This is a genomic window from Halomonas sp. (genome assembly GCF_029263665.1).
Taxonomy (GTDB): domain Bacteria; phylum Pseudomonadota; class Gammaproteobacteria; order Pseudomonadales; family Halomonadaceae; genus Halomonas.
In genome coordinates, this window is the sequence record NZ_JAJUFQ010000003.1 from 169,710 (window position 1) to 195,330 (window position 25,621).

Annotated in this window: 18 protein-coding genes; 6 read left to right on the forward strand and 12 right to left on the reverse strand. The window is 57.9% G+C overall.

The features are described from left to right. The first annotated feature begins 21 nt into the window (after positions 1–21). From Q1K07_RS04085 to Q1K07_RS04095, 3 genes are all read left to right on the forward strand, one after another. A complete protein-coding gene (locus tag Q1K07_RS04085) occupies positions 22–600 on the forward strand; it encodes a YceI family protein (protein ID WP_149284574.1) in 579 nt (192 codons plus the stop codon). 209 nt (positions 601–809) lie between these two features. Beyond that, complete coding sequence (locus tag Q1K07_RS04090; RefSeq protein WP_300308639.1) at positions 810–2,114, forward strand: MATE family efflux transporter; 1,305 nt, start codon at positions 810–812, stop codon at positions 2,112–2,114. Positions 2,115–2,351: 237 nt separating this feature from the next. Continuing rightward, positions 2,352–3,611: a D-amino acid dehydrogenase gene (locus Q1K07_RS04095; protein ID WP_300308236.1), complete on the forward strand. Its 1,260-nt coding sequence runs from the start codon at positions 2,352–2,354 to the stop codon at positions 3,609–3,611. Positions 3,612–3,730: 119 nt separating this feature from the next. Here Q1K07_RS04095 and Q1K07_RS04100 read toward each other — a convergent pair whose 3' ends face one another. From Q1K07_RS04100 to Q1K07_RS04135, 8 genes are all read right to left on the reverse strand, one after another. Beyond that, positions 3,731–4,858 carry an acyltransferase gene (locus tag Q1K07_RS04100; protein ID WP_300308239.1) on the reverse strand — a complete coding sequence of 376 codons (1,128 nt, stop codon included), beginning with the start codon at positions 4,856–4,858 and terminating at the stop codon, positions 3,731–3,733. Between the two features lie 411 nt (positions 4,859–5,269). Beyond that, on the reverse strand, positions 5,270–5,836 hold the full coding sequence (moaB, locus tag Q1K07_RS04105; protein ID WP_300308242.1) for a molybdenum cofactor biosynthesis protein B: 567 nt from the start codon (positions 5,834–5,836) through the stop codon (positions 5,270–5,272). Positions 5,837–5,976: 140 nt separating this feature from the next. Further along, a complete protein-coding gene (locus Q1K07_RS04110; RefSeq protein ID WP_300308245.1) occupies positions 5,977–6,783 on the reverse strand; it encodes a peptidylprolyl isomerase in 807 nt (268 codons plus the stop codon). Continuing rightward, a complete protein-coding gene (gene narI / locus Q1K07_RS04115; RefSeq protein WP_300308642.1) occupies positions 6,783–7,472 on the reverse strand; it encodes a respiratory nitrate reductase subunit gamma in 690 nt (229 codons plus the stop codon). The genes Q1K07_RS04110 and narI overlap by 1 nt, the downstream gene beginning before the upstream one ends. Continuing rightward, positions 7,472–8,227, reverse strand: a complete 756-nt coding sequence (gene narJ, locus Q1K07_RS04120) for a nitrate reductase molybdenum cofactor assembly chaperone (protein WP_300308248.1) — start codon at positions 8,225–8,227, stop codon at positions 7,472–7,474. Before narJ ends, narI begins: the two co-directional genes overlap by 1 nt. Then, positions 8,220–9,785: a nitrate reductase subunit beta gene (narH, locus tag Q1K07_RS04125; RefSeq protein WP_300308251.1), complete on the reverse strand. Its 1,566-nt coding sequence runs from the start codon at positions 9,783–9,785 to the stop codon at positions 8,220–8,222. Before narH ends, narJ begins: the two co-directional genes overlap by 8 nt. After that, entirely contained in the window at positions 9,782–13,543 is a 3,762-nt protein-coding gene (locus Q1K07_RS04130) for a nitrate reductase subunit alpha (RefSeq protein ID WP_300308254.1), read from the reverse strand. Before Q1K07_RS04130 ends, narH begins: the two co-directional genes overlap by 4 nt. A 54-nt stretch (positions 13,544–13,597) precedes the next feature. Further along, on the reverse strand, positions 13,598–16,309 hold the full coding sequence (locus Q1K07_RS04135; protein WP_300308257.1) for an MFS transporter: 2,712 nt from the start codon (positions 16,307–16,309) through the stop codon (positions 13,598–13,600). A 205-nt stretch (positions 16,310–16,514) separates the two neighbouring features. Between Q1K07_RS04135 and Q1K07_RS04140 the strand changes: the two genes are divergently transcribed. Both Q1K07_RS04140 and narL read left to right on the forward strand, forming a co-directional pair. After that, positions 16,515–18,317, forward strand: a complete 1,803-nt coding sequence (locus Q1K07_RS04140; RefSeq protein ID WP_300308260.1) for a histidine kinase — start codon at positions 16,515–16,517, stop codon at positions 18,315–18,317. Positions 18,318–18,346: 29 nt separating this feature from the next. After that, positions 18,347–18,991, forward strand: coding sequence for a two-component system response regulator NarL (gene narL, locus Q1K07_RS04145; RefSeq protein WP_300308263.1), 645 nt, complete (start codon positions 18,347–18,349; stop codon positions 18,989–18,991). A gap of 125 nt (positions 18,992–19,116) precedes the next feature. Here narL and Q1K07_RS04150 read toward each other — a convergent pair whose 3' ends face one another. The 3 genes from Q1K07_RS04150 to phhA all read right to left on the reverse strand — a co-directional run bounded on the left by Q1K07_RS04150 (position 19,117) and on the right by phhA (position 21,548). Next, positions 19,117–20,313, reverse strand: a complete 1,197-nt coding sequence (locus Q1K07_RS04150; RefSeq protein WP_300308266.1) for an amino acid aminotransferase — start codon at positions 20,311–20,313, stop codon at positions 19,117–19,119. Further along, a complete protein-coding gene (locus Q1K07_RS04155) occupies positions 20,314–20,652 on the reverse strand; it encodes a 4a-hydroxytetrahydrobiopterin dehydratase (RefSeq protein ID WP_300308269.1) in 339 nt (112 codons plus the stop codon). Positions 20,653–20,732: 80 nt separating this feature from the next. Then, a complete protein-coding gene (phhA, locus tag Q1K07_RS04160; protein WP_300308645.1) occupies positions 20,733–21,548 on the reverse strand; it encodes a phenylalanine 4-monooxygenase in 816 nt (271 codons plus the stop codon). A 368-nt stretch (positions 21,549–21,916) separates the two neighbouring features. On the opposite strand from phhA, the gene Q1K07_RS04165 reads away from it, so the two are divergent. Then, on the forward strand, positions 21,917–23,476 hold the full coding sequence (locus Q1K07_RS04165; protein ID WP_300308272.1) for a sigma-54-dependent transcriptional regulator: 1,560 nt from the start codon (positions 21,917–21,919) through the stop codon (positions 23,474–23,476). On the opposite strand, the gene Q1K07_RS04170 is transcribed toward Q1K07_RS04165, so the two are convergent. Next, positions 23,464–25,488: an ATP-dependent DNA helicase RecQ gene (locus tag Q1K07_RS04170; RefSeq protein WP_300308275.1), complete on the reverse strand. Its 2,025-nt coding sequence runs from the start codon at positions 25,486–25,488 to the stop codon at positions 23,464–23,466. The two genes, Q1K07_RS04165 and Q1K07_RS04170, sit on opposite strands and share 13 nt — an antisense overlap. Between the last annotated feature and the right edge of the window lie 133 nt (positions 25,489–25,621).

Sequence of the window (25,621 nt, forward strand, 5' to 3'; positions counted from 1 at the left end):
AACCTATCCAGGAGATCCAACATGAAGAAGATTGCCATTGCTGCCCTGAGCGCCACGGCGCTGTTTCCGCTGGCCCAGGCTCAGGCTGCCGACTATCAGATCGACACAGAAGGGCAGCATGCCTTCGTGAACTTCAAGATCAGCCATCTCGGTTTTTCTTATATCCTCGGCAGTTTCGAGTCCTTTGATGGCACCTTTTCCTATGATCCGGAAAACCTGGAAGACTCTGCTGCCAATATCGAAGTGGACGTTACCAGCCTGACGACCAACCACGCTGAGCGCGACAAGCACATCCTCAGTGCTGACTTCCTCGACGCCAGCGAATATCCGACGGCGACCTTCACTTCCACAGGCTTTGAACCTACCGGCGACAACGAGGGTGTGCTGACAGGTGATCTGACGCTGCACGGAGTGACCAACACCATCGAGATGCCGGTAACGCTACTGGGAGAAGGGGATGATCCCTGGGGTGGCTACCGTGCGGGCTTCGAGGGTAGCACTGAGCTGAACCTGGGTGACTATGACATCGACATGAGCAAGTTCCCGGAGGGCATGCGCTCACTGGAGCTGTATGTGACTTTCGAGGGTGTCCGCCAGTAATGCCCGGTGTGTTGCTGATGCCCGCCTGATGGCAGCATCCATCGGGCTGGCTGGTTCACCAAACCCCCATTCCCACAAGGAATGGGGGTTTGTGCGTCAATATATGGCCTGGCTTTACCCAGAGTGCCAGATCTGAATAGGGGAATTACGTGGATCCATCGCAAACTGACTCACGGCTGGGAAGGCAATTATGGCGCCAGACCTGGCCAATGGCGATTGGTGTGCTGTCATTGTTGGGTTTCCAGCTGGTTGACTCGGCTTTCATTGCACGCTTGGGTACATCACCCCTGGCAGCGCAGTCGTTTACCTTTCCGCTGACGTTTCTGATCATTGGCGTACAGGTGGGTATCGGCATTGCCATTGCTGCGCTGATCTCTCGTGCCCTTGGGGCTGGGGAGGCGTTGCGGGCGCGGCGCCTGGGAACGCTGGTAATGGCGCTGGGTACGGCAGTGATCGGTGTTCTGTGTGTGTTGCTGTGGGTGGTACAGGTACCCGTTTTCACTGCGTTGGGTGCAGATGCTCCTACTCGCGAGATGATACATGACTACTGGGCACCACAGTTGTTGGCTGCCTGGGGAATGGCAATCGTCTATTTCGCATACAGCCTGTTCCGCTCCCACGGTAATACTCGTGTTCCCGGCAGCATGATGGTGATCACCAGTCTGCTCAATCTGGTGCTGGATCCGCTGTTGATCTTCGGTGTCGGGGGCTGGGACGGTCTGGGCCTGGCGGGCGCAGCCTGGGCAACAGTTGGCGCCTTTGTCGTCGCAGCCAGTGTGCTTGGCGTGCGCCTGGTGAAGCTTGATTGGCTGGCATTCACCGGCTTGAAGCAGGAATGGCGGGCGTCATCTGGTGCTTTTGCAGGCGTCGCCGGCCCGGCGATGGCAGGACAACTGATGCCTCCTCTGGCGGCAATGCTGGCTATCTATCTGGTCGCCAAGCTGGGCGAATCCGCGGTTGCTGCATGGGGACTGGCCGGTCGTCTGGAAACCGTGTCCTTGATGGTGGTGCTGGCGTTGACCATGTCGCTTCCTCCATGGTTGGGGCGCTGCTATGGCGCAGGTGACTGGAACCAGATACGCCGTCTGCTTCGCCTGACCCTCAAGGTCGTGGTGATCTGGCAGCTTTCCTTGGGTATCTGCATGGCATTGCTGGCGCCCTGGTTGGCCCAGGTATTGGCTGGAAACCCGGAAGTGCGCAGTGATCTGGTGGTGTTGATTCGCTTCCTGCTGCCGAGTTATGCGGCCCTTGGGGTGTGCATGCTGGTCGTTTCCGCCGGCAATGCTCTGGGCTGGCCGCTCAGGGCCATGCTGCTGTCAGCGACTCGCCTGTTCATCTGCTATCTGCCTTGCCTCTGGTTTGGCGTGACGCTGTTTGGCAACCTGGCTGGCCTGGGGCTGGGCGCTGCCTTTGGCAATGTGCTGGCCGGAGCGGCCGCGTTGCTGATGCTGCAAAGGTCACTGGCGGAGTTCAAGTATCAGGAGACAGCTAGAGATGCGACTAAAGTATCATAAGTTAAATTCTCTAAATAAGGTCAATATTTCAGCTTTATATATTGAGTAAAAAATAAAAATCATTTTTCTCGTCCATGCAATGGCATAAAAACAGAACAATAAACTATGCAACTCCCCCTATACTCGCCGCCATCGATGAGGCCAGCTTCTCTGGCCTGATATTTTCCTGAAATCGACAACATGTCATTGATGCTTCGTCAGTGACAACGAACAGGTCATAAGAACAGGAGCGGCGAGATGAAGATTCTGGTACTTGGTGCGGGCGTCGTGGGTGTGACCAGCGCATACTATTTGGCCCGCCAGGGCCATGAGGTAACGGTAGTGGACCGCCAGCCGTCACCGGCAATGGAAACCAGCTACGGTAATGCTGGCCAGGTGTCATTCGGCTTTTCGTCACCCTGGGCTGCCCCTGGCATTCCCCAGAAGGCCGTCAAGTGGATGTTCCAGGAGCATGCTCCACTCAAGATTCAGCCGCGCATGGACCCGACCATGGCCCGCTTCATGATGAAGATGCTGGGCAACTGCAATCCTGAAAGCTATGCGACCAACAAGGAGCGCATGGTGCGAGTGGCCGAGCATAGCCGCATGTGCATCGATGCGCTGCGTGCCGAGACCGGCATCCGCTATGAGGATCGTCAACGTGGTCTGTTGCAGCTGTTCCGTAACGACAAGCAAGTGGCGGCAGCGGACAGGGACATGCAGGTGCTGGCGCAGTGCGGCATTCGTCACAAGCTGTTGGGCGCAGATGAGCTGACCGCCATAGAGCCGGCTCTGGCCCGGGTTCCCGGCAAGTTTGTTGGTGGTCTGCATCTGCCAGATGACCAGACTGGTGATTGCCACCTGTTTACCAACCGACTGGCTGACTACTGTCGCGAGACGCTGGGTGTGACTTTCCTGTTCAACACCACTATCGAGCGCCTGACCCGGGTGTCCGGTCGTGTGGAGGCAGTGCATACCAGCGCAGGCAAATTGACGGCAGACAGCTATGTCATGGCCTTGGGCAGTTACTCCCCATTCCTGGCCCGCGACCTTGATATCCGCTTGCCGATCTATCCGGTCAAGGGCTACAGCCTGACACTGCCGGTGATTGATGATGGTGGTGCCCCGCAGTCCACGGTCATGGACGAGACGTTCAAGGTGGCCATCTCTCGCTTCGACAATCGCATTCGCGTCGGGGGCACGGCAGAGTTGGCATCCTATGATCTGAGCCTGGCGGAAAAGCGCCGTGCCACCATTGCCATGGTCGTGCGTGATGTCTTCCCTGAGGGGGGCGATCTGGCTCAGGCGGAGTTCTGGACAGGCCTGCGTCCGATGACGCCGGACTCCACGCCGATCATCGGTGCCACCAAGTACGACAATCTATGGCTCAACACTGGCCACGGCACACTGGGCTGGACAATGAGCTGCGGCAGCGCTCAGCTACTGGCTGACCTGGTAGATGGTCGTCAGCCGGCCATCAATCCGGAAGGCTTGTCCGTGGCACGTTACGCCGCCTGATTCCTGCCACGAGACCCGAGTTCAGCGACCCCGTCAGCCTTCCGGCTGACGGAGTCTTCTGTTTATGGTGCCTATCTGGACATGAAGCCTTGATGTGAATATATGGCCTTGTGTCGTACCTATGTCGCCGAAGGTGCATAGACGTAGAGTCGAGCGAAGCGACTTCCTCTCAAGGCATGGCGCATCGGAAGCTCTATATAGCGGTACAAACCGACAGAAATCAGAAGGATGGCTGCAATCAGAACCATGAGCGCCAGTACGGATGTTGGTGCATCCAGCCAATGGCCAAAACCATGCCCCGTAATGACGCGACTTCCCAGTTGAATCGCTTCGAGCACCAACATATGGCTCATATAGATTGAGTAGGAGATCACCCCTATCACACGAAGAGGAGCGACTGAAAGTACCGCAGCGATACGGTGCTTGTTACCGGCAAGAGACAGAATCAACAGTGCAAAAGCGGGAGGCAGCAACAGGTCGTTGGCCCCAATATGCATCAGTCCTGTAGTGATCGATGCAATCACCACGAAAGCTATATCATGATGCAACCAGCGCATGCTGCCTCTGCGAAAGACCTGATACAGCGCCGCTCCGATACAGAACTGGAATAGGCACCGGAAAGCCCCGTAATCGTAGGTGAGGTTCAATCCTCGAGGATTATCGGCAATGACGGCCAGACCGAGAACGCCGACCAGGCAGATGAGGAGATGGGCTCGCCAGCCCTTGCCGAATAGGAATGAGGCAAGCACCGGAAAAACCAAGTATGCGAACCACTCTGCTCCAATTGACCAGGCGGGGCCATTCCATGTCAAGCCATCCTGCAGACCAGCAGCCTGAAGCATCAACAAATGTTCAGCAAGGGCTGGCAGATTCTTGCCTCCTTCAAAGGCCTCTCGTTGCAGGCCGTCCACTCCTGATTGAGTCAACGTGGCCCTCATCAGCTCCAGCAGAACGAAAGCCACCAATATCGTCAAATGGAGTGGATAGAGACGTGCAATTCTCCCGAACATGAATGTCCGGAAGGAAGGCCAATCAACCCTGGAGCGAAATTGCTGGCCGTAGGCGTGCATGATCACGAAACCGCTGAGCAGAAAGAACAGATCTACCCAAAGGTAACCCTTGACGATAAAGGAGGTATGTTGAGAGACCGATAGGTTAGGCAGAAAGTTTCCTGTGTAGTGGTACAGGACCACAAGGATCGCAGCGATGCCTCTCAATGAGGTCAGGGCGTCGATCTGATCACGCATGCATATCTCCAATCCGCATTCGATTCGAAACTGAAACTCCGCAGGGGATCACATTGGAATGGTCCACCTCCATCAAGCGGAAGGAGAACAGGGTAGTCAGCTTCCCGGGAGGGGCGGAAACACAGCGAAGTCGTTTGTTTTTTGGTTTCAGGGATTCTAGATCTTTCAATAAGTTCCGCAGACTTATCTGTGTGAATTATCTCCGAGACTGCCATCCTGCTTGGCTCTGGCCTGGTGAGTTGCGTCACCCAGGCCCAGTAAGTTGCCATGGTGTCTGACGAATATTTTCAGCGTATCGGAGCGGCTGAAGGTGAAGCTCATGCACACTTCACGAGCTGTCGAATATTGAATTCTCTCGACCGAGATCGGTGCGATACCAGAGTTGCAAGCTGATTGCAGCCGCAGCGATGCTCACGACGGTGACTCGAGGCGGGGTGATCGAGTGTCGCAGCGCTGGATATCCTTGACCACCATGGCAACGAAGTTGCAGGGGCGGGTACGGGCATCCAGTTGGGCAGCAATGATGTCATCCCAAGCGGTAGCACAGGCCTTGGGGGAGCCAGGCATGGCAAATACCACGGTCTGGTCGATGACCCCTGCAACAGCTCGTGACTGGATCGTCGAGGTGCCGATCTGCTGGGAGGATATCTGGCGAAACAGCTCGCCATAGCCTTCGATCACCTTGTCGAACAGTGGCAGCAAGGCTTCCGGGGTACTGTCGCGAGCGGTGAAACCGGTGCCACCGTCGACCAGTATGACCTGGACTTCCTCGTCGACGACCCAGCGGCTGACCTGGGCGCGGATATGATAGATATCGTCCTTGACGATCGTACGTTCGACCAGGTGGTGGCCGGCATTCTGCAAGCGATCAATGAGCAGAGCACCGCTATCATCTTCATCAATGCTGCGCGTATCAGACACCGTCAGTACGGCGATACCCAACGGAATGAAATCGAGCTGGCGGGAATGATGGGACATATCTATCTCCATGCAGGCAGGACATCGAAGTGCCTACGTTGGACAAGCACTGGGATGCGTCAACGCTATATTGGTGCGAGGTTCTCACAGACTGCCTGAAGGCAGCCCGTGAGAGGTACTGGTTCAGATGATTGGCTAGATCACTGGATCAGGGCTCCATCTGGTTCGGAATCGGCCAGCGAGAATCCTTTGACGCCAATCCGACTCTCCAACTCCAGCAGATAGTGGCGAAGGGCCATGCGTGTGGCCTGTTCACGCAACTCATGGCGCACATGCTCGACCACATCTTCCCATTCCAAGGTCTGCGCCTCTTCGCGTGCCTCCACATACACCACGTGCCAACCATAGCGTGATGGCAGTGGACGATCATGCAGCCCCATCGGCAGGAACACCAGGGCGCGATCCAGCTCCTCGACGGTCTGGCCAGGAATCAACCAACCCAGTCCCCCTCCTTCCGTGGCGGAAGGGCAGCGTGAGTGGCGTTGAGCCAGTTCCGTAAAGCGCTCAGGGTTTGCCTTGAGTTCATCGATCAGTCGTTCGGCGCGTTGAAATTCTGCATCACGGGCACTGGTATCGTCCGGTGCGGCGGCGAGCAGGATGTGGCGCACCTTGAAGCGTGGTGGATGGCTGAAGCGTTCGGGGTGAGCCGCGTGATAGCGCCGGCAGGCATTATCGTCAGGTTCGGGGACCACCAGTTCACGCTCCAGCATGGCAGCGATCTCGCTTTCACACACTTCATCTACAGGCTGTCGACTCTGGTGGGCCGCCTGTTGGCGCAATAACTGCTGAATGACCAGAGCGCGGGCTGCCGCAATGGCTGCGGCCTCATGACTGGTGGCTGGGTGGAACTGCATCTCGCCGGCAATGGCGCTTTCATCGATCTGCACATCCCCCACCTGAATGGTGGGGAAAGTGGTGGGTAAGGTCTCCAGCGGAATGCTCTGCATCAGTGGCCTCCTGCATCACGGCGTCTCACGATCTGGTAGCGACGACCGAGATAGCCCAGAGGGGCGCTCCATACATGTACCAGACGAGTGAAGGGGAAAATCAGGACAATGGTCAGGCCGATGAAGATATGGATGTGGTAGATGAATCCCAGACCTTCAAGGTGAGAAGCGGCGTTGCCCTGGAAGAACACGATGGCCTGAGCCCAGTCGGCCAGCTTGAGCATCACGCCGCCATCGAGGTGATGCATGGCGGCGGGAATGGTCAATAGTCCCAGAGTTACCTGCACCACCAGCAGCACGATGATCAGATTATCGCTGAAAGTGGAAGATGCCTTGACGCGTGGGTCGGTGAAGCGGCGGTGCATCAGCATGGCGCCGCCTACCAGACACATCACCCCGGCGATACCGCCGACCAGGATGGCCATGATCTGCTTGTTACCGGCACTGATGAAGGGTGCATAGACCCAGTGCGGTGTCAGCAGACCCACCAGGTGACCGAAGAAGATCACCAGAATGCCAACGTGGAAGAGTGGGCTGGCCAGGCGCATACGCCGTGAGGACAGCATCTGGCTCGAACCGGTCTTCCAAGTGTATTGGCCATGATCGTAACGCAGCAGACTGCCGACCAGGAAGACAACGCCGGCCACATAGGGGTAGAGGCCGAACAGCAGGGTATGAAGGTAATGCATCATGATAAGCCTCCAGTCGAAGAGGGCTGCGAGGATTCGGGCAGACGAACGATTTCCGGTTGCACCTGCTGGCGACGTTCGGCCAGACGCCGGCCTTCGGCGGATTGCAGAGCGCAATCCTGGTCTGATTTCGCACTGAAGCGCACGGCTTCTTCTTCCCACACGGCATCAATAGCGGCAGGGGTATTGTCTGCCGGCTCCTGGCGGACTTCCCCGCGCATGGCATCGATATCCGCTTCTGCACCAATCAGGCACAGCAGGGTGCGAGGAACCAGAGCATAGTCACATTCACGTTCTTCCAGGCGAGCAGCCAGCAGGGCGAGAATATGGCGTATGTCGCCCAGCCAGTCGGCCACTTCCTGCTCGGAGCGTGTCGACAGGAACTCCAGCAGTAAAGGCAGATGATCCGGCAGCTCACGCTGTCCGATGGCAAAGCCTGCATTCTCGTACTCGGCCAGCAGGTCGACCATGGCCTGGCCGCGATCACGCGACTCTCCGTGCACATGCTCGAACAACAGCAGTGAGGTCGCGCGTCCGCGGTCGAACTGGGCAACGTAGGCTGCCTGGTGGTCGAGCAAGGACCCTTTCGCCAGATGAGCACACCAGTCAAGCAAGGCCTGACGAGGGGCGCTGGGAGGCATCGGCATGGCCCTGAGCGCGACAGCGAGCTCGGGCAACGACTCAGCCATTTCCCGGTCGGGATAGTCGAGCATGCGTGCCAATGCACGCATGCCTCGAGCGAAGGATTCAGCCATGATGAGACTCCTTCACTTCCGGATGGCTCGGATCGTACTGCTCGACCTGGACCAGGGTAGAGGTCTGCTTGCGACCACCGAACAGGCTGGTTTCATTGTTGCCGCCCTGGCAGCCATTACCGAAGGTGAAGCCGCAGCCACCGCGTTCAGGGAAGGCTTCACGGGCCAGCTCACGATGGCTGGTGGGGATCACGAAACGGTCTTCATAATTGGCGATAGCCAGGTAGCGGTACATGTCCTCGACCTGGGCCTCGTTGAGCCCGACCTCTTCCAGCACATCCAGGCGCTGTTCGCCATCGACATGCTTGCCGCGCATGTACTCGCGCATGGCCATCATGCGCTTGAGGGCCAGAACCACCGGCTCTTCGTCGCCTGCAGTCAGCATATTGGCCAGATACTTGACTGGAATCCGCAGCGACTCGATATCTGGCAGGATGCCCTTGCGCTCGACATGACCAGCGTCGACGGCGGACTGGATCGGTGACAGCGGCGGCACATACCAGACCATCGGCAATGTGCGATATTCCGGGTGCAACGGCAGGGCCAGTTGCCAGTCCATGGCCAGCTTGTAGACCGGAGACTGCTGGGCAGCCTTGATCACGTTGTCGGTGATACCGTCGCGCTTCGCCTGGGCGATGACCTCGGGATCAAAAGGGTCGAGGAAGATGTCGCATTGGCGCTGGTACAGATCACGCTCATCTTGGGAAGATGCCACTTCCTCGATACGGTCGGCGTCATAGAGCAGCACGCCGAGGTAACGAATGCGTCCGACACAGGTTTCGGAGCACACGGTCGGCTGGCCGGACTCGATACGCGGGTAGCAGAAGATGCATTTCTCGGATTTGCCGGACTTCCAGTTGTAGTAGATCTTCTTGTACGGACAGCCGGAGACACACATCCGCCAGCCGCGGCACTTGTCCTGGTCGATCAGCACGATGCCATCTTCTTCACGCTTGTAGATGGCACCGCTGGGGCAGGAGGCCACGCACGCCGGGTTGAGGCAGTGCTCACACAGGCGCGGCAAGTACATCATGAAGGTGTTTTCGAACTGACCGTAGATGTCGGCCTGAATCTGGTCGAAGTTGCTGTCCTTGCGCCGTTTGGCAAACTCGGTACCGAGGATCTCTTCCCAGTTCGGGCCCCATTCGACCTTGTCCATGCGTTGGCCAGAGACCAGCGAACGGGGACGTGCAGTGGGCTGGTGTTCTCCCTTCTTTGCTTGATGCAGGTGCTGATAGTCGAAGGTGAACGGCTCGTAGTAGTCGTCGATCTCCGGCAGGTCGGGGTTGGCAAAGATATTCGCCAGTACCCGCCACTTGCCGCCGATGCGTGGCTCGATGCGACCGTCCTTACGCCGCAACCAGCCACCTTTCCAGCGCTGCTGGTTCTCCCACTCCTTGGGATAGCCGATGCCAGGCTTGGTTTCGACATTGTTGAACCAGGCGTACTCGACGCCTTCACGGCTGGTCCAGACGTTCTTGCAGGTGATCGAACAGGTGTGGCAGCCGATACACTTGTCGAGGTTGAGCACCATGCCCACTTGGGAACGGATCTTCATTTGACGGCCTCCTGTACGCTGTCGTTACCTTCTCCGTCGAGCCAGTCGATGTTCTTCATGCGCCGCACGATGACGAATTCATCGCGGTTGGAGCCCACGGTGCCGTAGTAGTTGAAACCGTAGGACAACTGGCCGTAGCCGCCGATCATGTGGGTCGGTTTGGGGCACACGCGGGTGACCGAGTTGTGCATGCCGCCACGGGTGCCGGTGACCTCGGAGCCCGGCATGTTGAGGATTCGCTCCTGGGCGTGATACATCATCGCCATGCCGTTCTTGACCCGCTGACTGACCACCGCACGTGCAGCGATGGCGCCGTTGGCGTTGTAGAGTTCGATCCAGTCGTTGTCCTCGACACCAATGGCGCGGGCGTCATCTTCGGACAGCCAGACAATGGGGCCGCCACGGGACAGGGTCTGCATCAGCAGGTTGTCGGAGTAGGTCGAGTGGATACCCCACTTCTGGTGCGGCGTGATCCAGTTCAGCGCGATTTCCGGATTACCGTTGGACTTCTGTTCGGCCATGCTGCGGGTGGCGCGAGTGTCGATCGGCGGACGGTAGACCAGCAGGCTCTCGCCGAAGTCACGCATCCAGGCATGATCCTGATAGAACTGCTGACGACCGGAGACGGTACGCCATGGAATCAGTTCGTGGACGTTGGTGTAGCCGGCGTTGTAGGACACATGCTCATCTTCCAGACCCGACCAGGTGGGGCTGGAGATGATCTTGCGCGGTTGAGCGACGACATCGCGGAAGCGGATCTTCTCCTCTTCCTTGGGCAGGGCGAGGTGAGTGTGGTCACGACCGGTGATCTTCGACAGGGCATCCCAGGCCTTCACCGCCACCTGACCATTGGTCTCCGGGGCCAGTGACAGGATCATCTCGGCAGCATCGATAGCGGTGTCGATCTGCGGCTGGCCTTTGGCCGGGCCATCCAGTTTGACGTGGTTGAGGCCACGCAGCAGCTCGACTTCCTTGTCGGTGTTCCAGCTGATGCCCTTGCCGCCGTTACCGATGCTCTCCAGCAGGGGGCCCACCGAGGTGAAGCGCTCGTAGGTCTCGGGGTAGTTGCGCTTGACCTCGATCAGGCTGGGCATGGTCTTGCCGGGGATCGGCTCACACTCGCCTTTCTTCCAGTCCAGCACTTCAGGCTGGGCCAGCTCGGACGGGGTGTCGTGCTGCAACGGCAGCGTCACCAGGTCGGTTTCTTCACCCAGGTGGCCGATGCAGACCTCGGAGAACTTCTTCGCGATGCCCTTGTAGATGTCCCAGTCGCTGCGCGCTTCCCAGGCGGGGTCGGTGGCGGCAGTCAGCGGGTGGATGAAGGGGTGCATGTCCGAAGTATTGAGGTCGTCCTTCTCGTACCAGGTCGCTGTCGGCAGCACGATATCCGAGTACAGGCAGGTGGTGGACATGCGGAAGTCGAGGGTGGTCAGCAGGTCGACCTTGCCCTCCGGTGCTTCCTCATGCCACACGACCTCTTCCGGCAGGGTCGCGCCGGTCTGTCCCAGATCCTTGCCCTGCACGCCATGACGGGTACCCAGCAGGTACTTGAGCATGTATTCGTGGCCCTTGCCGGAGCTGCCCAGCAGGTTGGAGCGCCAGATGAACATGTTGCGCGGGAAGTTCTGCGGATTATCCGGGTCTTCAGCAGCAAAGCCGAGACTGCCCTGCTTGAGCTGGTTGACGGTATAGTCGGCAGTGGACATACCGGCATCGGCAGCGGCCTTTGCCAGGTGCAGCGGATTGGTGCCCAGCTGTGGGGCGGAAGGCAACCAGCCCATGCGCTCGGAGCGCACATTGAAGTCGATCAGGCTGCCGGAGTAGCGTGCAGGATCGGCCAGCGGCGAGAGGATCTCCTTGACCTGGAGCTTCTCATAGCGCCACTGACTGGAGTGGTTGTAGAAGAACGAGGTGCCGTTCATGTGACGCGGCGGGCGCTGCCAATCGAGACCGAACGCCAGTGGTGTCCAGCCGGTCTGCGGGCGCAGTTTTTCCTGGCCGACATAGTGCGACCATCCACCGCCGCTCTGACCGACACACCCGCACAGGATCAGCATGTTGATCAGGCCGCGGTAGTTCATGTCCATGTGGTACCAGTGGTTCATACCGGCACCGACGATGATCATGCTGCGACCGTTGGTCTTGTCGGCGTTGCTGGCGAACTCACGGGCGATGCGGGTGCACTGGGCGGCGCTGACTCCGGTGATCTGCTCCTGCCAGGCGGGCGTGTACGGGCGCACTTGGTCGAAGCTGGTGGCCCCGTCGTCCTCACCTTCGGCGCCAAAACCACGGTCGATGCCGTAGTTGGCACACATCAGGTCGAACACCGTCACTGCCAGTGTCTCGCTGCCATCAGCCAGCTTCAGGCGCTTGGCCGGCAGGCAATGATGCAGGATCTCGTTACCTTCGACATGGTTGAAGTGCTCATGCTCGATGCCGCCGAAGTAGGGGAAGGCCACCCGAGCAACGCTGTCGTGACTGTCGGCCAGGCTCAGGCGCAACTGAGTGTCCTTGCCGTCGGCGTCCAGCTCCTCCAGATTCCACTTGCCTTTCTCGCCGTCCTCGCCCCAGCGGAAACCGATCGAGCCCAGCGGTACCACCAGCTGGTCGCGCTGCTCGTCCCAGGCCACGGTTTTCCATTCGGGGTTGTTGGATTGTCCCAGGCTGGCTTCGAAGTCCGCCGCGCGCAGTTGGCGGCCCGGCACATAGCTGCCGTCTTCACGCTGCTCGAGCTGCACCAGGCACGGCATATCGGTGTAGCGACGCACGTAGTCGGTGAAGTAGTTGCTCGGATTGTCGAGGTGGAATTCCTTGAGGATCACATGACCCATGGCCATGGCCAGGGCCGCATCGGTGCCCTGTTTGGCCGACAGCCATTCATCGGTGAGCTTGGAGACCTCGGCATAGTCCGGGGTGATCGAGACTGTCTTGGTGCCCTTGTAGCGGACTTCGGTAAAGAAGTGCGCATCCGGGGTACGGGTCTGGGGCACGTTGGAGCCCCAGGCAATGATGTAGCCGGAGTTGTACCAGTCGGCGGATTCCGGCACATCGGTCTGCTCGCCCCAGGTCTGGGGGGAGGAAGGCGGCAGATCGCAGTACCAGTCGTAGAACGACAGGCAGGCGCCGCCGATCAGTGACAGATATCGAGCACCGGCGGCATAGGAGACCATCGACATGGCGGGAATCGGCGAGAAGCCGATGACGCGATCAGGGCCGAATGTCTTGATGGTATAGACATTGGAGGCGGCAATCAGCGTCTGGACTTCATCCCAGTCGGTACGCACGAAGCCGCCCATGCCACGGGCACGCTTGTACTGGCTGGCCAGAATCGGATCTTCGACGATCGAGGCCCAGGCATTGACCGGGTCGGAATGTTTTTCCAGAGCGCGCCGCCAAAGTTGCACTAACTCCTGGCGAATCAACGGATACTTGAGGCGGTTGGCGCTATACAGATACCAGGAATAGCTGGCGCCCCGCGGACAGCCCCGTGGTTCGTGGTTGGGTAGGTCGGCCCGGGTGCGTGGGTAGTCGGTCTGCTGGGTTTCCCAGGTGACCAGGCCGTTCTTGACGTAGATCTTCCAACTGCAGGATCCGGTGCAGTTGACCCCATGGGTAGAGCGCACGATTTTATCGTGCTGCCAGCGGGCACGGTAGCCGTCTTCCCAATCGCGGGATTCATCACGGGTTTCGCCATGACCTTCGGCGAACTGCGGGGGACGCTTGGTCAGGTATCTCAGTCTATCGAGAAAGTGGCTCATAGTGGCTTCTCTTCTCATTTGGCCGCCTAGGGTCAGGCGGCCTGGGTGGTGGTCCTAAGAATGAGCGGTCTTGATGCCGCTATCTGCAGCAGGTACGGCTTGTGGAGTGGCTTCAAAACGAATTTCGGCGCCTTTGCGGCTGTAGTAGAACCAGGTCAGTACCATGCAGGCGGCGTAGAACACGATGAAACCGATGAGCGCGGCACCGACACCGCCAGTCATGTCGATAGATGTGCCGAAGGCCTTGGGAATGAAGAAGGCTCCATAGGCCGCGATGGCGGAGGTAAAGCCGATGGTCGCTGCGGATTCACGTTCGGCATGAGGAAGCTGTTCTGCCGGGGACAGGTGAGGCATCAAACGTGCCACTTCCTCGCGGAAGATCGCCGGAATCATCTGGAAGGTGCTGGCGTTGCCGACGCCAGTGGCGAGGAACAGCAGCATGAAGGAGCCGAAGAAGCCGTAGAAACCAAGGCTGGCATCCTTGTTGGCGAGGAAGTACATGACGCCGATCACACCGACGATCATGGTGGCAAAGGTCCATACCGTAACTTTTGCGCCACCGAAACGATCGGACAAGCCGCCACTCCATGCACGGCTAAGCGCACCAACCAGCGGGCCAAGGAAGGCAAACTTGAGAGCATCGATCTCAGGGAATTGGGTCTTGGTCAGCAATGGGAAGGCAGCAGAGAAGCCAATGAAGCTACCGAAGGTGCCGGTATAGAGAATGCACATCAGCCAGTTGTGCTTGCGCTTGAAGATTACCGCCTGCTCCGCGAAGGACGCCTTGGCACTGGCGATATCGTGCATGCCGAACCAAGCCGCTACGCTGGAAACCACGATCAGCGGTACCCAGACAAAACCGGCGTTCTGCAGCCACAGCTCACCGCCATTCGTGGCAGCCTGCCCATGACCAGTGATGAAGGTGAACATGCCGGTAGAAATCACGACGGGCACCAGGAACTGCATCACGGAAACGCCGAGGTTGCCAAGGCCGGCATTCATGGCCAGTGCCTTGCCCTTCTCACGCTTGGGGTAGAAGAACGAGATATTGGCCATGCTCGAGGCGAAGTTACCACCACCAAAGCCACACAGCAGGGCGAGGATCGCCATCACCAGATAAGGGGTTTCGGGGTTCTGCACCGCGAAGCCGATCCAGGCAGCGGGCAGCAGCAGCGAGGCGGTGGAAATGGCAGTGAAGCGGCGGCCACCGAAGATCGGCACCATGAAGCTGTAGAACACACGGAAGGTGGCACCGGACAGACCGGGCAGGGCCGCCAGCCAGAACAGCTGGTTGGGGCTGTAGTTGAAGCCGACCTGAGGCAGCTTGGCCACCACCACGGACCATACCATCCACACTGAGAAAGCCAGCAGCAGACAGGGGATCGAGATCCACAGGTTGCGTGTGGCGATGCGCTTGCCAGTGGAGGCCCAGAATTCTTCATTCTCAGGGAACCACTTTGTCAGCACGAAGCGTGAAGGTGTGGATAGTTCAGGCAGGTCGGTGGATTCGCAACGGTCGCGAATCTCGATGCGCTCGGCGCGGTGAATAGCGTAGTGCATCCAGGCCAAAGCGGCGGCAACGATAACAAACAGCAGCATGAAGCAGCTTTGCCAGATACCGATGACATCGTTGAGCATGCCGAAGGTCAGGGGTAGGAAGAAGCCTCCCAGACCACCCACCATTCCGACCATGCCGCCGACGATACCGACGTTCTTCGGGTAATAGATGGGGATGTGCTTGAATACTGCCGCTTTGCCCAGCGACATGAAGAAGCCCAACACCATGGTCAGCAGAATGAAGCCCAACAGTGGCATCGACAGTGAGAAGGAGACCTGGCCATGCACGCCCTTGACCACGTATTCGGTAGGCGGATAGCTGAGCAGGAACAGGCAGATGAAGGAGGCAATGAAGGTCCAGTACATCACCCTGCGAGCACCGTAACGATCCGACAGCCAGCCGCCGAGGATACGAAACAGAGACGCTGGAATGGTATACAGCGCCGCCACGATTCCGGCTGCAGCCAGGCTCAGGCCATAGACCTCAATCAGATAGTGTGGAAGCCACAAGGCCAGGGCGACAAAAGCGCCAAAGACAAAGAAGTAATATAGCGAGAAGCGCCATACGCGAATGTCGCCGAGAGGAGCGAGCTGTTCGGCCAACGATGGTTGCTGTTGGCGATTGTTCTGGCGCGCGGGGTCATTCTGAGCGAAGAGGAGAAAGATCACTCCCATGATGGCGAGCACAGTGGCATAGATCAGTGCAGTACCTTTCCAACCTGCGGCCAGCAACAGAAAGGGAGCACCAAAATTGGTTATCGCTGCTCCGACATTACCAGCACCGAAAATACCCAGTGCCGTGCCCTGGCGTTCCTTGTCGAACCAGGCCGAGGTGTATGCCACACCAACGATGAAGGAACCTCCTGCCAGACCTACGCCAAGGGCCCCGACCAGCAGCATGGGATAGCTGCTGGCGAAAGTCAGCAGATAGACACAAGTGGCCGTGGCCAGCATCAATAGACTGAAGACCCAACGACCACCGAAACGATCGGTCAGGACGCCGAGAAACAGGCGGCTGATGGAGCCGGTCAGTACCGGTGTTGCCATCAGCAGACCGAGTTGAGTATCGGAAAGGCCAAAGTCCTCCTTTATTTGAATGCCAATGATCGAAAACAGGGTCCAGACGGCAAAACACAAAGTGAATGCCAGTGTTGATATCCCCAGTGCCCTGTACTGCCTTGCGGGGAGTGGGGTGTCGTAGAGGTTCATCGGCTTTCCTTCGCTTATGCTGATGCGGTGTCCGTGACTCTGCTACAACTGAATTAAGCGGCATTTGATTTGTGTCAAAAGATTATTGACTGATTCGTGCGTCAATTTGTCCGACTCAGCACCATTCTTTGCACATTCGCGCATTAATTGGCGATCAGGACTATTGATGGCATGACAGTGATCATCCTATCGGGGAGCTTTTAAAGTGGCTTTTGCTCTCTCTCTACGCAGGTCGTTGATGCTACGTGTACTTCTGGTCATTACCGTGATTTCCAGCCTGGCGCTTTTCAGTGTGTTCGGTTCTATTTTCGTTGCCGTGAGCAGCGTCGGGGTGGGGGATGCCATCGATAAAAGCAGTTCATTGAGAATGCACGCCTATCGCCTGATGGTGGCAGCCGAGCACCTTCCCCCGGAGCATCCACTGCGGATTGTCCAGATAGAGGATATGCAGGCACTGATCACGGCCCCCGCACTCCTGCGCTTTATTCCTGAGCAGAAAGACAACTCCATGCATCAGGCATATCTGGATTTGGTCGATACTTGGAAAGTTTCACTTTATCCAATACTTCTGAACTACGAAGCAGGGGAATACAGGATCCTAAAGAAAGCAACTGACGAATTTATAGAAAAAGTAGATGTACTGGTAAATAAGCTGAAAGAAAGAATTAGTTGTAAAGTATTATTTCTTGAAGCGTTTCAAGGTGGAATTCTCATCGTTCTTGCTTTTGTCATCGGGCTTTTTTTCTATCATTTCATTGTCAGCATCATGCCGCCATTTAGAGATCTGGTACGTGTGGTGGAGGGGGTCATGCTAGGGGACTTCAGCGGAAGGACCACGTATCAGGGGGGCGATGAGATCGGGTTATTGTCGCGTACGATCAACAGGATGAATGTCAGTCTGTCAGAGAAGTACGGGCAGTTGAAAAACAGGGTCGCAGCCAAGACCCAGGAGCTGAAGCTTAGCAATGATGCGTTAAGGATGCTTTATCTAACTGCGCGAAGACTGAATGGCATCACACCTTTGACCCATGAAGAGCTGATCGAAGTGCTTCGCCAGCTAGGCGCGGTGACTCGTGAAGGCCCCTTTGAGCTGTATCTGACCGTGGCAGACAATCCTCAGGAAATGGTGTGTCTGTCTTCCGAAGGTGACGAACCTCATGTGGTATCGGCAATGCCTGGCAATGGCACGGCGAATGAGTACGCCGTACGGGTATGTGAGGCTGATCGCGATTATGGTGAGCTGCGTGTCATGCAGCCTTCTGGCCAAATACTGGCTCAATGGAAGATCGAGCTCATCGAGACAGTGGCGGGATTGATTGCAGCGGCTATCTCTCTGTCGGAAAAGGCCAACAAGCAGCGTCGGTTGGCATTGATGGATGAACGGGCAGTCATCGCCAGAGAGTTGCATGATTCTCTGGCACAGTCTCTTTCCTATTTGAAAATTCAGGTGACGCGTCTGCAAGTGCGCCTGGATCAGCAGCGCCACGATGAAGTCTCCCTTGTCGTGGGAGAACTGCGCCATGGCCTCAACTCCTCATATCGACAATTGCGTGAGTTGCTCAATACCTTTCGTCTGCGTATCCACGAAGCGGGCCTGGAAGCGGCAATGAAGGAAACGGTGGCGGAATATTCCCGACGCGGTGACTTCCACCTGAGCTTGAAAGGTCAGTGGAATGGGTTGTTCCTGACGCCCAACGAGGAAATCCATGTGCTGCAGATAGTACGTGAAGCCTTGTCCAATGTGGCACGACATTCCAAGGCCCGCCATTGCGAGGTCAGCCTGGAACAGAACGAATTGCATCAGTACCAACTATCGATTCGCGATGACGGTATTGGTGTCGGCCAGTCTGCCGGCTCTTCCATGTCCCATGGCATGACGATCATGGAAGAGAGGGCCAGAAGTCTATGTGGAACCTTATCCATCGGAGCTGCACTGCCTTATGGCACGGTGATAACGGTGTGTTTTCTCCCTCGAGGGTTCGACCGACTTTCCTCCGCGATCGGGTGAATCGAGCACCCTATAACAGGACAGTAGCTATGAGCATTATTCGATTGATGATTGTTGATGATCACCCCCTGTTCCGCCGTGGCGTGCGCCAGCTTGTCGACATGGATCCGGAGTTGATCGTGGTGGCGGAGGCATCGGATGGCATCGAGGCTGTGAACAAGGCTGTGGAGCTGTCTCCTAACCTGGTCCTGCTGGATCTCAATATGCATCCGATGGATGGCATTGAAGTGCTGCGGCGTATGCGTGATGCCAGGGTCGATAGTCGCATTGTCATGCTGACCGTATCGGATGCTGATGAAGATGTCGTACGTGCCCTGCGTGAAGGAGCGGATGGCTACCTGCTCAAGGATATGGAGCCGGAGGAAGTGCTGCGCCAGATTCGAGAAGCCGCTCAGGGGCAGGTCGTGATGGGGCCCAAGATGGCTTCCTTGCTGGCCAGCGTCGTGAAGGGAGAGCTGCCGGTGACAGGAGACGAGGTGATGTCCTGCCTTACCGCCCGGGAGCGCGACATTCTGCGCATTCTGGCTCGGGGGCTGTCGAACAAGATGATTGCTCGGGAGCTGGATATCTCCGAGGGAACCGTCAAGGTTCACGTCAAACACCTGTTCAAGAAGCTCGACTTGCGTTCGCGAGTCGAAGCCGCCGTCTGGGCGAGCAAGCATGGGTTGGGGTGAGCGAGCGGCAAGCCGCTCGAGCTGTAAGTCACCAGCTATAAGCTGTAAGTAACAGAAAACCCCGAAACCATGTGGTCTCGGGGTTTGATCTGCTTACAGCTTACAGCTTACAGCTTACAGCTAGCTTAGGCCTTGCCGTTGACGGTCGCGACAGCCTTGGCGATGTAAGCCAGGTTCTCATCAGAGAAGCCTGCCACATTGGCGCGGCCAGAACGTACCATGTAGATACCGAACTCATCACGCAGACGGTCGACCTGCTCCGGCGTCAGCCCGGTATAAGAGAACATGCCGCGTTGTTCGGCCACGTGAGCATACTTCTCGTCGAGGCCGTAAGGCTTGAGTGCTTCCACGAAGTTGCGACGCAGGGTGTTGATGCGGTCGCGCATTTCGGTCAGCTCTTCGCGCCATACTGCAGTCAGCTCTTCTGAATGCAGGATCTCGCTGACGATGGAACCGCCGTGGGCTGGTGGGTTGGAGTAGTTCTCGCGAGCGACGATGGCAATCTGCGAACGTACGTTCTGCATTTCTTCGTTGTCCTTGGCGACAACGATCAATGCACCAGTACGCTCATTGTAGATGCCGAAGTTCTTGGAACAGGAGCTGGTGATCAGCACATCGTCGAGATTCTCGGCCAGCAGGCGTACTGCATAGGCATCTTCGTCGAGACCCTCGGCAAAGCCCTGATAGGCGAAGTCGACCAGCGGCAGCAGGTTGCGCTCCTGAAGGACCTTGAGCACTTGCTGCCACTGCTCGCGATCGAGATCGAATCCGGTAGGGTTGTGGCAGCAAGCATGCAGTACGACCACATCACCCTGGGGAATCTCCTTCAACGCATTGAGCATGCCGTCGAAATCGAGACGGTTGTCGGCATCGACGTAAGGGTACTTGTTCAGCTTGATGCCAGCGGCGGTGAAGATGCCATGGTGATTGGGCCAGGTCGGGTCGCTGACCCAGATGCCCTTGCCAGGCAACTGGTGGGCAATGAAGTCAGCGGCCAGGCGCAGTGCACCGGTACCACCCGGAGATTGCGTGGCACTTGCACGACCTGCTTCGATGACCGGAGAGCCCGCGCCCAGCACCATCGGCAGCACCACTTCGCCGTAGGATGCGGCGCCGTGTGAACCAATGTAGGTCTTGGTGGTTTCGTTCTTGAGCAGCCGGGCTTCCGCTTCCTTGACCGCGCGCATCACTGGAGTGGTGCCTTTGGCATCGCGGTAGACACCTACACCAAGATCGACCTTCTGGGGATTGGTGTCCTTGTTGAAGGCGTCAATGAGACCGAGGATGGCGTCCCCGGGAACCCGCTCAATATGCTCGAACATTTACTTCGCTACCTCGTCGGTTCTGGCTGCCAGAATGAAATCATTCTTGTGCAGGCCCTTCATCTCATGAGACCACCAAGTGACGGTCACCTTGCCCCATTCGGTCAGCAGGGCAGGATGATGACCGGCTTCCTCAGCGATGGCGCCAATCTTGTTGGTGAATTCCAGGGCCTGACGGAAGTTGCGGAACTTGAAGCTCCGCTCCAGTTGCATGATGCCATCGCGCTCGACGATCTGCCACTCAGGGATTTGTACTTTGTAGCGTTCCATTTCACTCTGAGTGACGTGGGGAGCGTCCCAGCTGCAGGCTTCGCACTGTTGTTCGGTGAGGTGACTCATGTCGACTCCGTATGAGTGGTGTTGAGAAGGAATGGTCGGTTGGCACTTGCCACGCGACATCGATCAAGCGTGTCTGGTGTTCAGTGCGTTTCGGTCTTGGGGGGAAAGCGTGGTTCGAACAGGCCCATGTCACGTGCCTGCTCAACCAGTGCCATGATGTCGCACTGAGACAGATCGTGGAGAGCATCCAGGCTGTCCAGTACATAGTAGAGCGGCTGCAGGATGTCGATACGATAAGGCGTGCGCAGGGCACTCAAGGCATCAAAGGGCTGGTGCACGGGGGTGTTCGACAACGCATGCAAGGTCTCCTTGGGTGAGGAGATGATGCCACCGCCATAGATGCGTCGACCCTGAGGGGTATCGACCAGACCGAACTCCACGGTCATCCAGTACAGACGGGCCAGATAGACGCGGTCCTTGGGTTCGGCATTGAGGCCCAGGCGACCGTAGGTCGCAGTGAATTCGGCAAATGCTGGATTGGTCAGCATGGGGCAGTGACCGAAGATTTCGTGAAAGATATCGGGTTCTTTCAGATAGTCGAGCTCTTCTGGTGTGCGAATGAAGGTGGCAACCGGAAAGCGGCGGTTAGCCAGCAGTTCGAAGAAAGTGTCGAAAGGAATCAGCGCCGGTACCTGTGCTGTTTGCCAGCCTGTTGCTTCGAACAGAACCTTGTCCACGTCTGCCAGTTGCGGAATGTGGTCGATCGGCAGGGCAAGGCGCTCCAGGCCTTCGAGGTACTCCTGGCACACACGTCCCTGGATCAGCGACAGCTGGCGTTCCATCAAGGTTTGCCAAGTGGCATCTTCTTCTTCACTCCAATGGATGATGCCATGCTCATCCGGCAGGCGAGCCTGGTAATGGGTGCCCTTGGAGGTCACTGTCCCGGTGCTTGCCATCTTGGCTTCCGCGCGGTGGCTGGAACCACCATGTGCCTGGACTTCTGGTGCTGTGCTCATGCTTTCTCCCCGTAGCAATACGGTGACGTTCTTTAGACCGCCCGTTATTGAAATTGTTGATGTTGCTCGAAAGAGGGATGGTCGAAGTCTAAGGTGCTTGAGGCTGGACTGAAGGGGAGAAGCGGGCCTGAGGAAAGCGTGATGACGCTGTTGAGTGTCAATATTTCGTTACATCAGCGCCTGCTGGAACCGAAGAGTGATGAAAGAAACGAGACTCAAGGGCTTTGACCACGTATGCTGTAACGTAAAGTTTACAGTTCAGTCAGTCCGTCGTGACACAAGATTGACTGGCTTACGAGAATCACGTCATGCGTCTGAGATTTCATTGCCAGAATCGTATCGGTATCTTGCGGGATATCGTTGCCCACTTTGCTGACTATGGCCTCAATGTGGCTCGGGGGGAGGTGGGTGGCGAGCATGGAAATGCGATCTACCTGCACGTCCCTAACTTGCTGAATGCTCAGTTGGCCACTCTCAAGCCTGAACTGGAGCAGGTCCCTGGGGTATTTGGCGTACGTCGTGTCAGCCTGATGCCCAGTGAGCGCCGTCACCTGGAACTGGATGCACTGCTGTCATCCCTGACCGACCCCGTCATGTCGATTGATATGGAAGGCCATCTGGTGGCGGCGAACCGGGCGGCCAGCCAGCTGCTTGGTGTGCGTGTTGATGAAGTTCCGGGGTTGTCCCTGGACCGTTATCTGCCGGACCTGGATCTACCTGAGTTGATCCGGCGCAACAATGCCCGGGTCAATGGTCTGCGTATGCACCTGCGTGATGCCACCTTTCTTGCTGATATCGCGCCGTTGCACCGCGAGCATCATGATGATGTCGCTTCCCTCGCTGGGGCGGTGGTCACGCTGCATAGCGTCGATCGTATCGGGGAGCGTATCTATCAAGTGCAGCGCCAGGAGTTTCGTGGCTTTGAGGCCATGTTCTCGAGCAGCCCCAGGTTGGCGGCGTTGATCAACGAGGCTCGGCGCATGGCACCGCTGGATGCCCCTTTGTTGATCTTTGGCGAAACGGGAACCGGCAAGGAAGTCCTGGCTCGAGCCTGTCACCTGGCCAGTCGGCGGGGTCAGTCACCCTTCATGGCGCTTAACTGCGCCGGGCTGCCAGAGTCCATGGCAGAAACCGAATTGTTTGGTTATGCCCCAGGGGCGTTCGATGGCGCCCGGCCGGAAGGCAAGCTTGGGCTACTGGAACTGACGGCCGGTGGCACTATCTTTCTCGATGAAGTTGGCGAGATGAGCCCACGCCTGCAGGCCAAGCTGCTGCGTTTCCTGCAGGATGGCGGCTTCCGCCGGGTAGGCAGCGACGAGGAAACCTTTCTGGATGTGCGCGTGATCTGCGCGACCCAGCAGGATCTTCTCGCCTTGTGCCAGTCAGGGCTGTTTCGCCAGGACCTTTATCATCGCCTCAATGTGCTGTCCTTGAACGTGCCACCATTGCGGGATTGTCTTGATGGTATCGAGCCCATGGCGCGGCACTTCCTCGATCGTGCTTCCCGCCAGATCGGTTGCCCATTGCCCCGTCTGTCTCCTGCAGCATTGTCACGCATGATGACATACCACTGGCCAGGCAATGTACGGCAGCTGGAAAATGTGCTGTTTCAGGCGGCATCCCTGTGCGAAGCCGGTGTCATCGAGCCTTCGCATCTACGCCTGCCTGATGCCGGTGTGGCACCGGGCCTGGATGGTATCGATCTGGAGGGTTCTCTGGGCGATATCCTGGCAGAAGTGGAGCGGCGTGTGCTGGCTGCGCTTTATCCCGAGCACCCCTCCAGCCGTCAGTTGGCCAAGCGGCTCGGGGTGTCCCATACCACCATCGCCAACAAGCTCAATCGTCATGGCATCGGTCAAGAACGATAGGGTTTGTCCGGCTGGTGCTTTCCGAGGGGGATCTCGTTCAGGAAGCTGCTCACGGCCTGAAATACCTGCATGTAGCGATGCTGTTCGAGGGCAGCGAAGCCGGGCAGGCGGCGGGCCTTGGCCTTGGTGAGGAGGGGGGAGGTAATGCCACACAGAAAACGTGTGGCCAAGGTGGCATTCAGTGCGCCAGAGGCTCCCGCTGCGGCCAGGGCGGTGGCAAGTTCATCAAGCCAGAGGCGCAGCTGATCGGTCTCCGGTAGTGGCGGTGGCGTGAGCTCGAGGAGCTGCACGGCGTCTCCGCGGCAGGCACTGCAATGGCCGCATTGTTGTGGAGCCTGAGTGTCGCCGAACCACTGGGCAAGCCGGGCGCTGAGGCAATCCTGGGTCTCGAAAAGTTCGAGCATGGCGGCAAGCCGGCCAAGCTCCGCTTTGGCACGTTCTACACCATCCCGATAAAGGTATTCGGCAAGGGACCTGTCCTGAGCCCCCGGCATGGTACTGAAGTCTCGGGTGATGACCTCGTACACTTCGGTCATCTGCTTGCTTTCCAGACTGATGAAACCTTTCTCGGCGAGATAGTCCAGTGCGCGGAGCACCCTCGGACGCGATATATCCAGGTCTCTCTCCTGGCCCAGCCGATCGAGTATTTCAAAGTCCAGGGTACGCCAGGTACGAGCTTGTGGTGCGGCATCGAAAATAGCCTGCAGGAATACACCCCGCTCGCCGGGGAAGGCGGCAATCACGGATTCGGCCGATGTCTCCAGGCGCAGGCGGTACTCGGCAAAGTAGCTGTGACTCGGCCGCAGGATGCCGAGCAACTCGAGCTTTACCAGCAGCGTCTTGAGCGGTAGTGGGCGAATATCCGTGGCCTGGGACAGGGCATTGAGCGATAGCTCCCAACGTTGTCCCTGCGATGGAATATCGTCCAGCAGCATCTGAATGCCGCTCAGGGGCGGGACGTCCCCGAGAACAAAGTTTTCCAGCACGGCCAGGTTTTCGCGGCCAGCCAGCATGACGCATTCGGAGCGTTGGCCATCGCGTCCGGCTCGGCCGATTTCCTGACTGTAGTTCTCGATGGATTTAGGCAGGTCGAAATGCACGACATGGCGGATATCCGCTTTGTCGATGCCCATGCCGAAAGCGATGGTGGCGACGATACAACCTTGTTCGCCTGCCATGAACTGTGCTTGCAAGTTCTCGCGTTTCTCATGATCCAGGCCCGCATGGTAGGCCGAGGCAGAAATGCCGGCGGCCTGCAGATAGGCCGCCAGACGTTCGGCGCTTTGCTGCAAGGTGACATAGATGATGGTGCCGCCGCCATCTGTCTGGCGGTGCCTGAGCCATTCGACCAGGTAGCGAGGGCGCTGATCACTAGGCACCGGCGTCACACTGAGGTCGAGGTTGGGGCGATAGAAACCGGTAGTCACGACATCCTCATGGCGAATGTCGAAACGCTGACACATATCATCGATGACTCTGGGTGTCGCCGTTGCGGTGAGCAGCAGGACTTGATCGATGGCGAATTCTCGGCGGTAGCTCGGTAGCTTCAGGTAGTCGGGGCGGAAGTTATGGCCCCACTCGGAAATGCAGTGGGCTTCATCGACCACCAGCAGGGAAATCTGTACGCGGCGCAGGAATTCGCGGAAACGCTCATTCTTGAGGCGTTCCACCGATACCATCAGTACCTTCAACTGACCATCCAAGGCCGCGCGCATGGTAGCGCTGGTGTCCTCTCGGTTCTGGGTGGAGTCGATGCTGGCCGCGGCGATGCCCTTGGCTTTCAGAGCATCGAGCTGATCGCGCATCAAGGCCAGCAGCGGCGAGATCACCAGGGTCAGATGGGGCAGATGCAAGGCGGGTAACTGGTAGCACAATGACTTGCCTGATCCCGTAGGAAAGATCGCTGCTGCAGAGCGTCCCTGGGTGACGGCCTCGATGACCGGGCGTTGTCCGGAACGAAACTCACGGTGGCCGAAAACCTCGGCCAGGGTCTGTTCGATAGCAGCAGGCATGAAGTCTCCCAGGGATACTGATGGAAGGGGGCGCGAGTCAAGGGCTGATGGGGCAAGGGCTGATGGAATGTAGCAGCCTACCGGGAAAGGAGGTTCGGTGCGAATATCCGGTTTCTCGATGCTGTGCCTGACC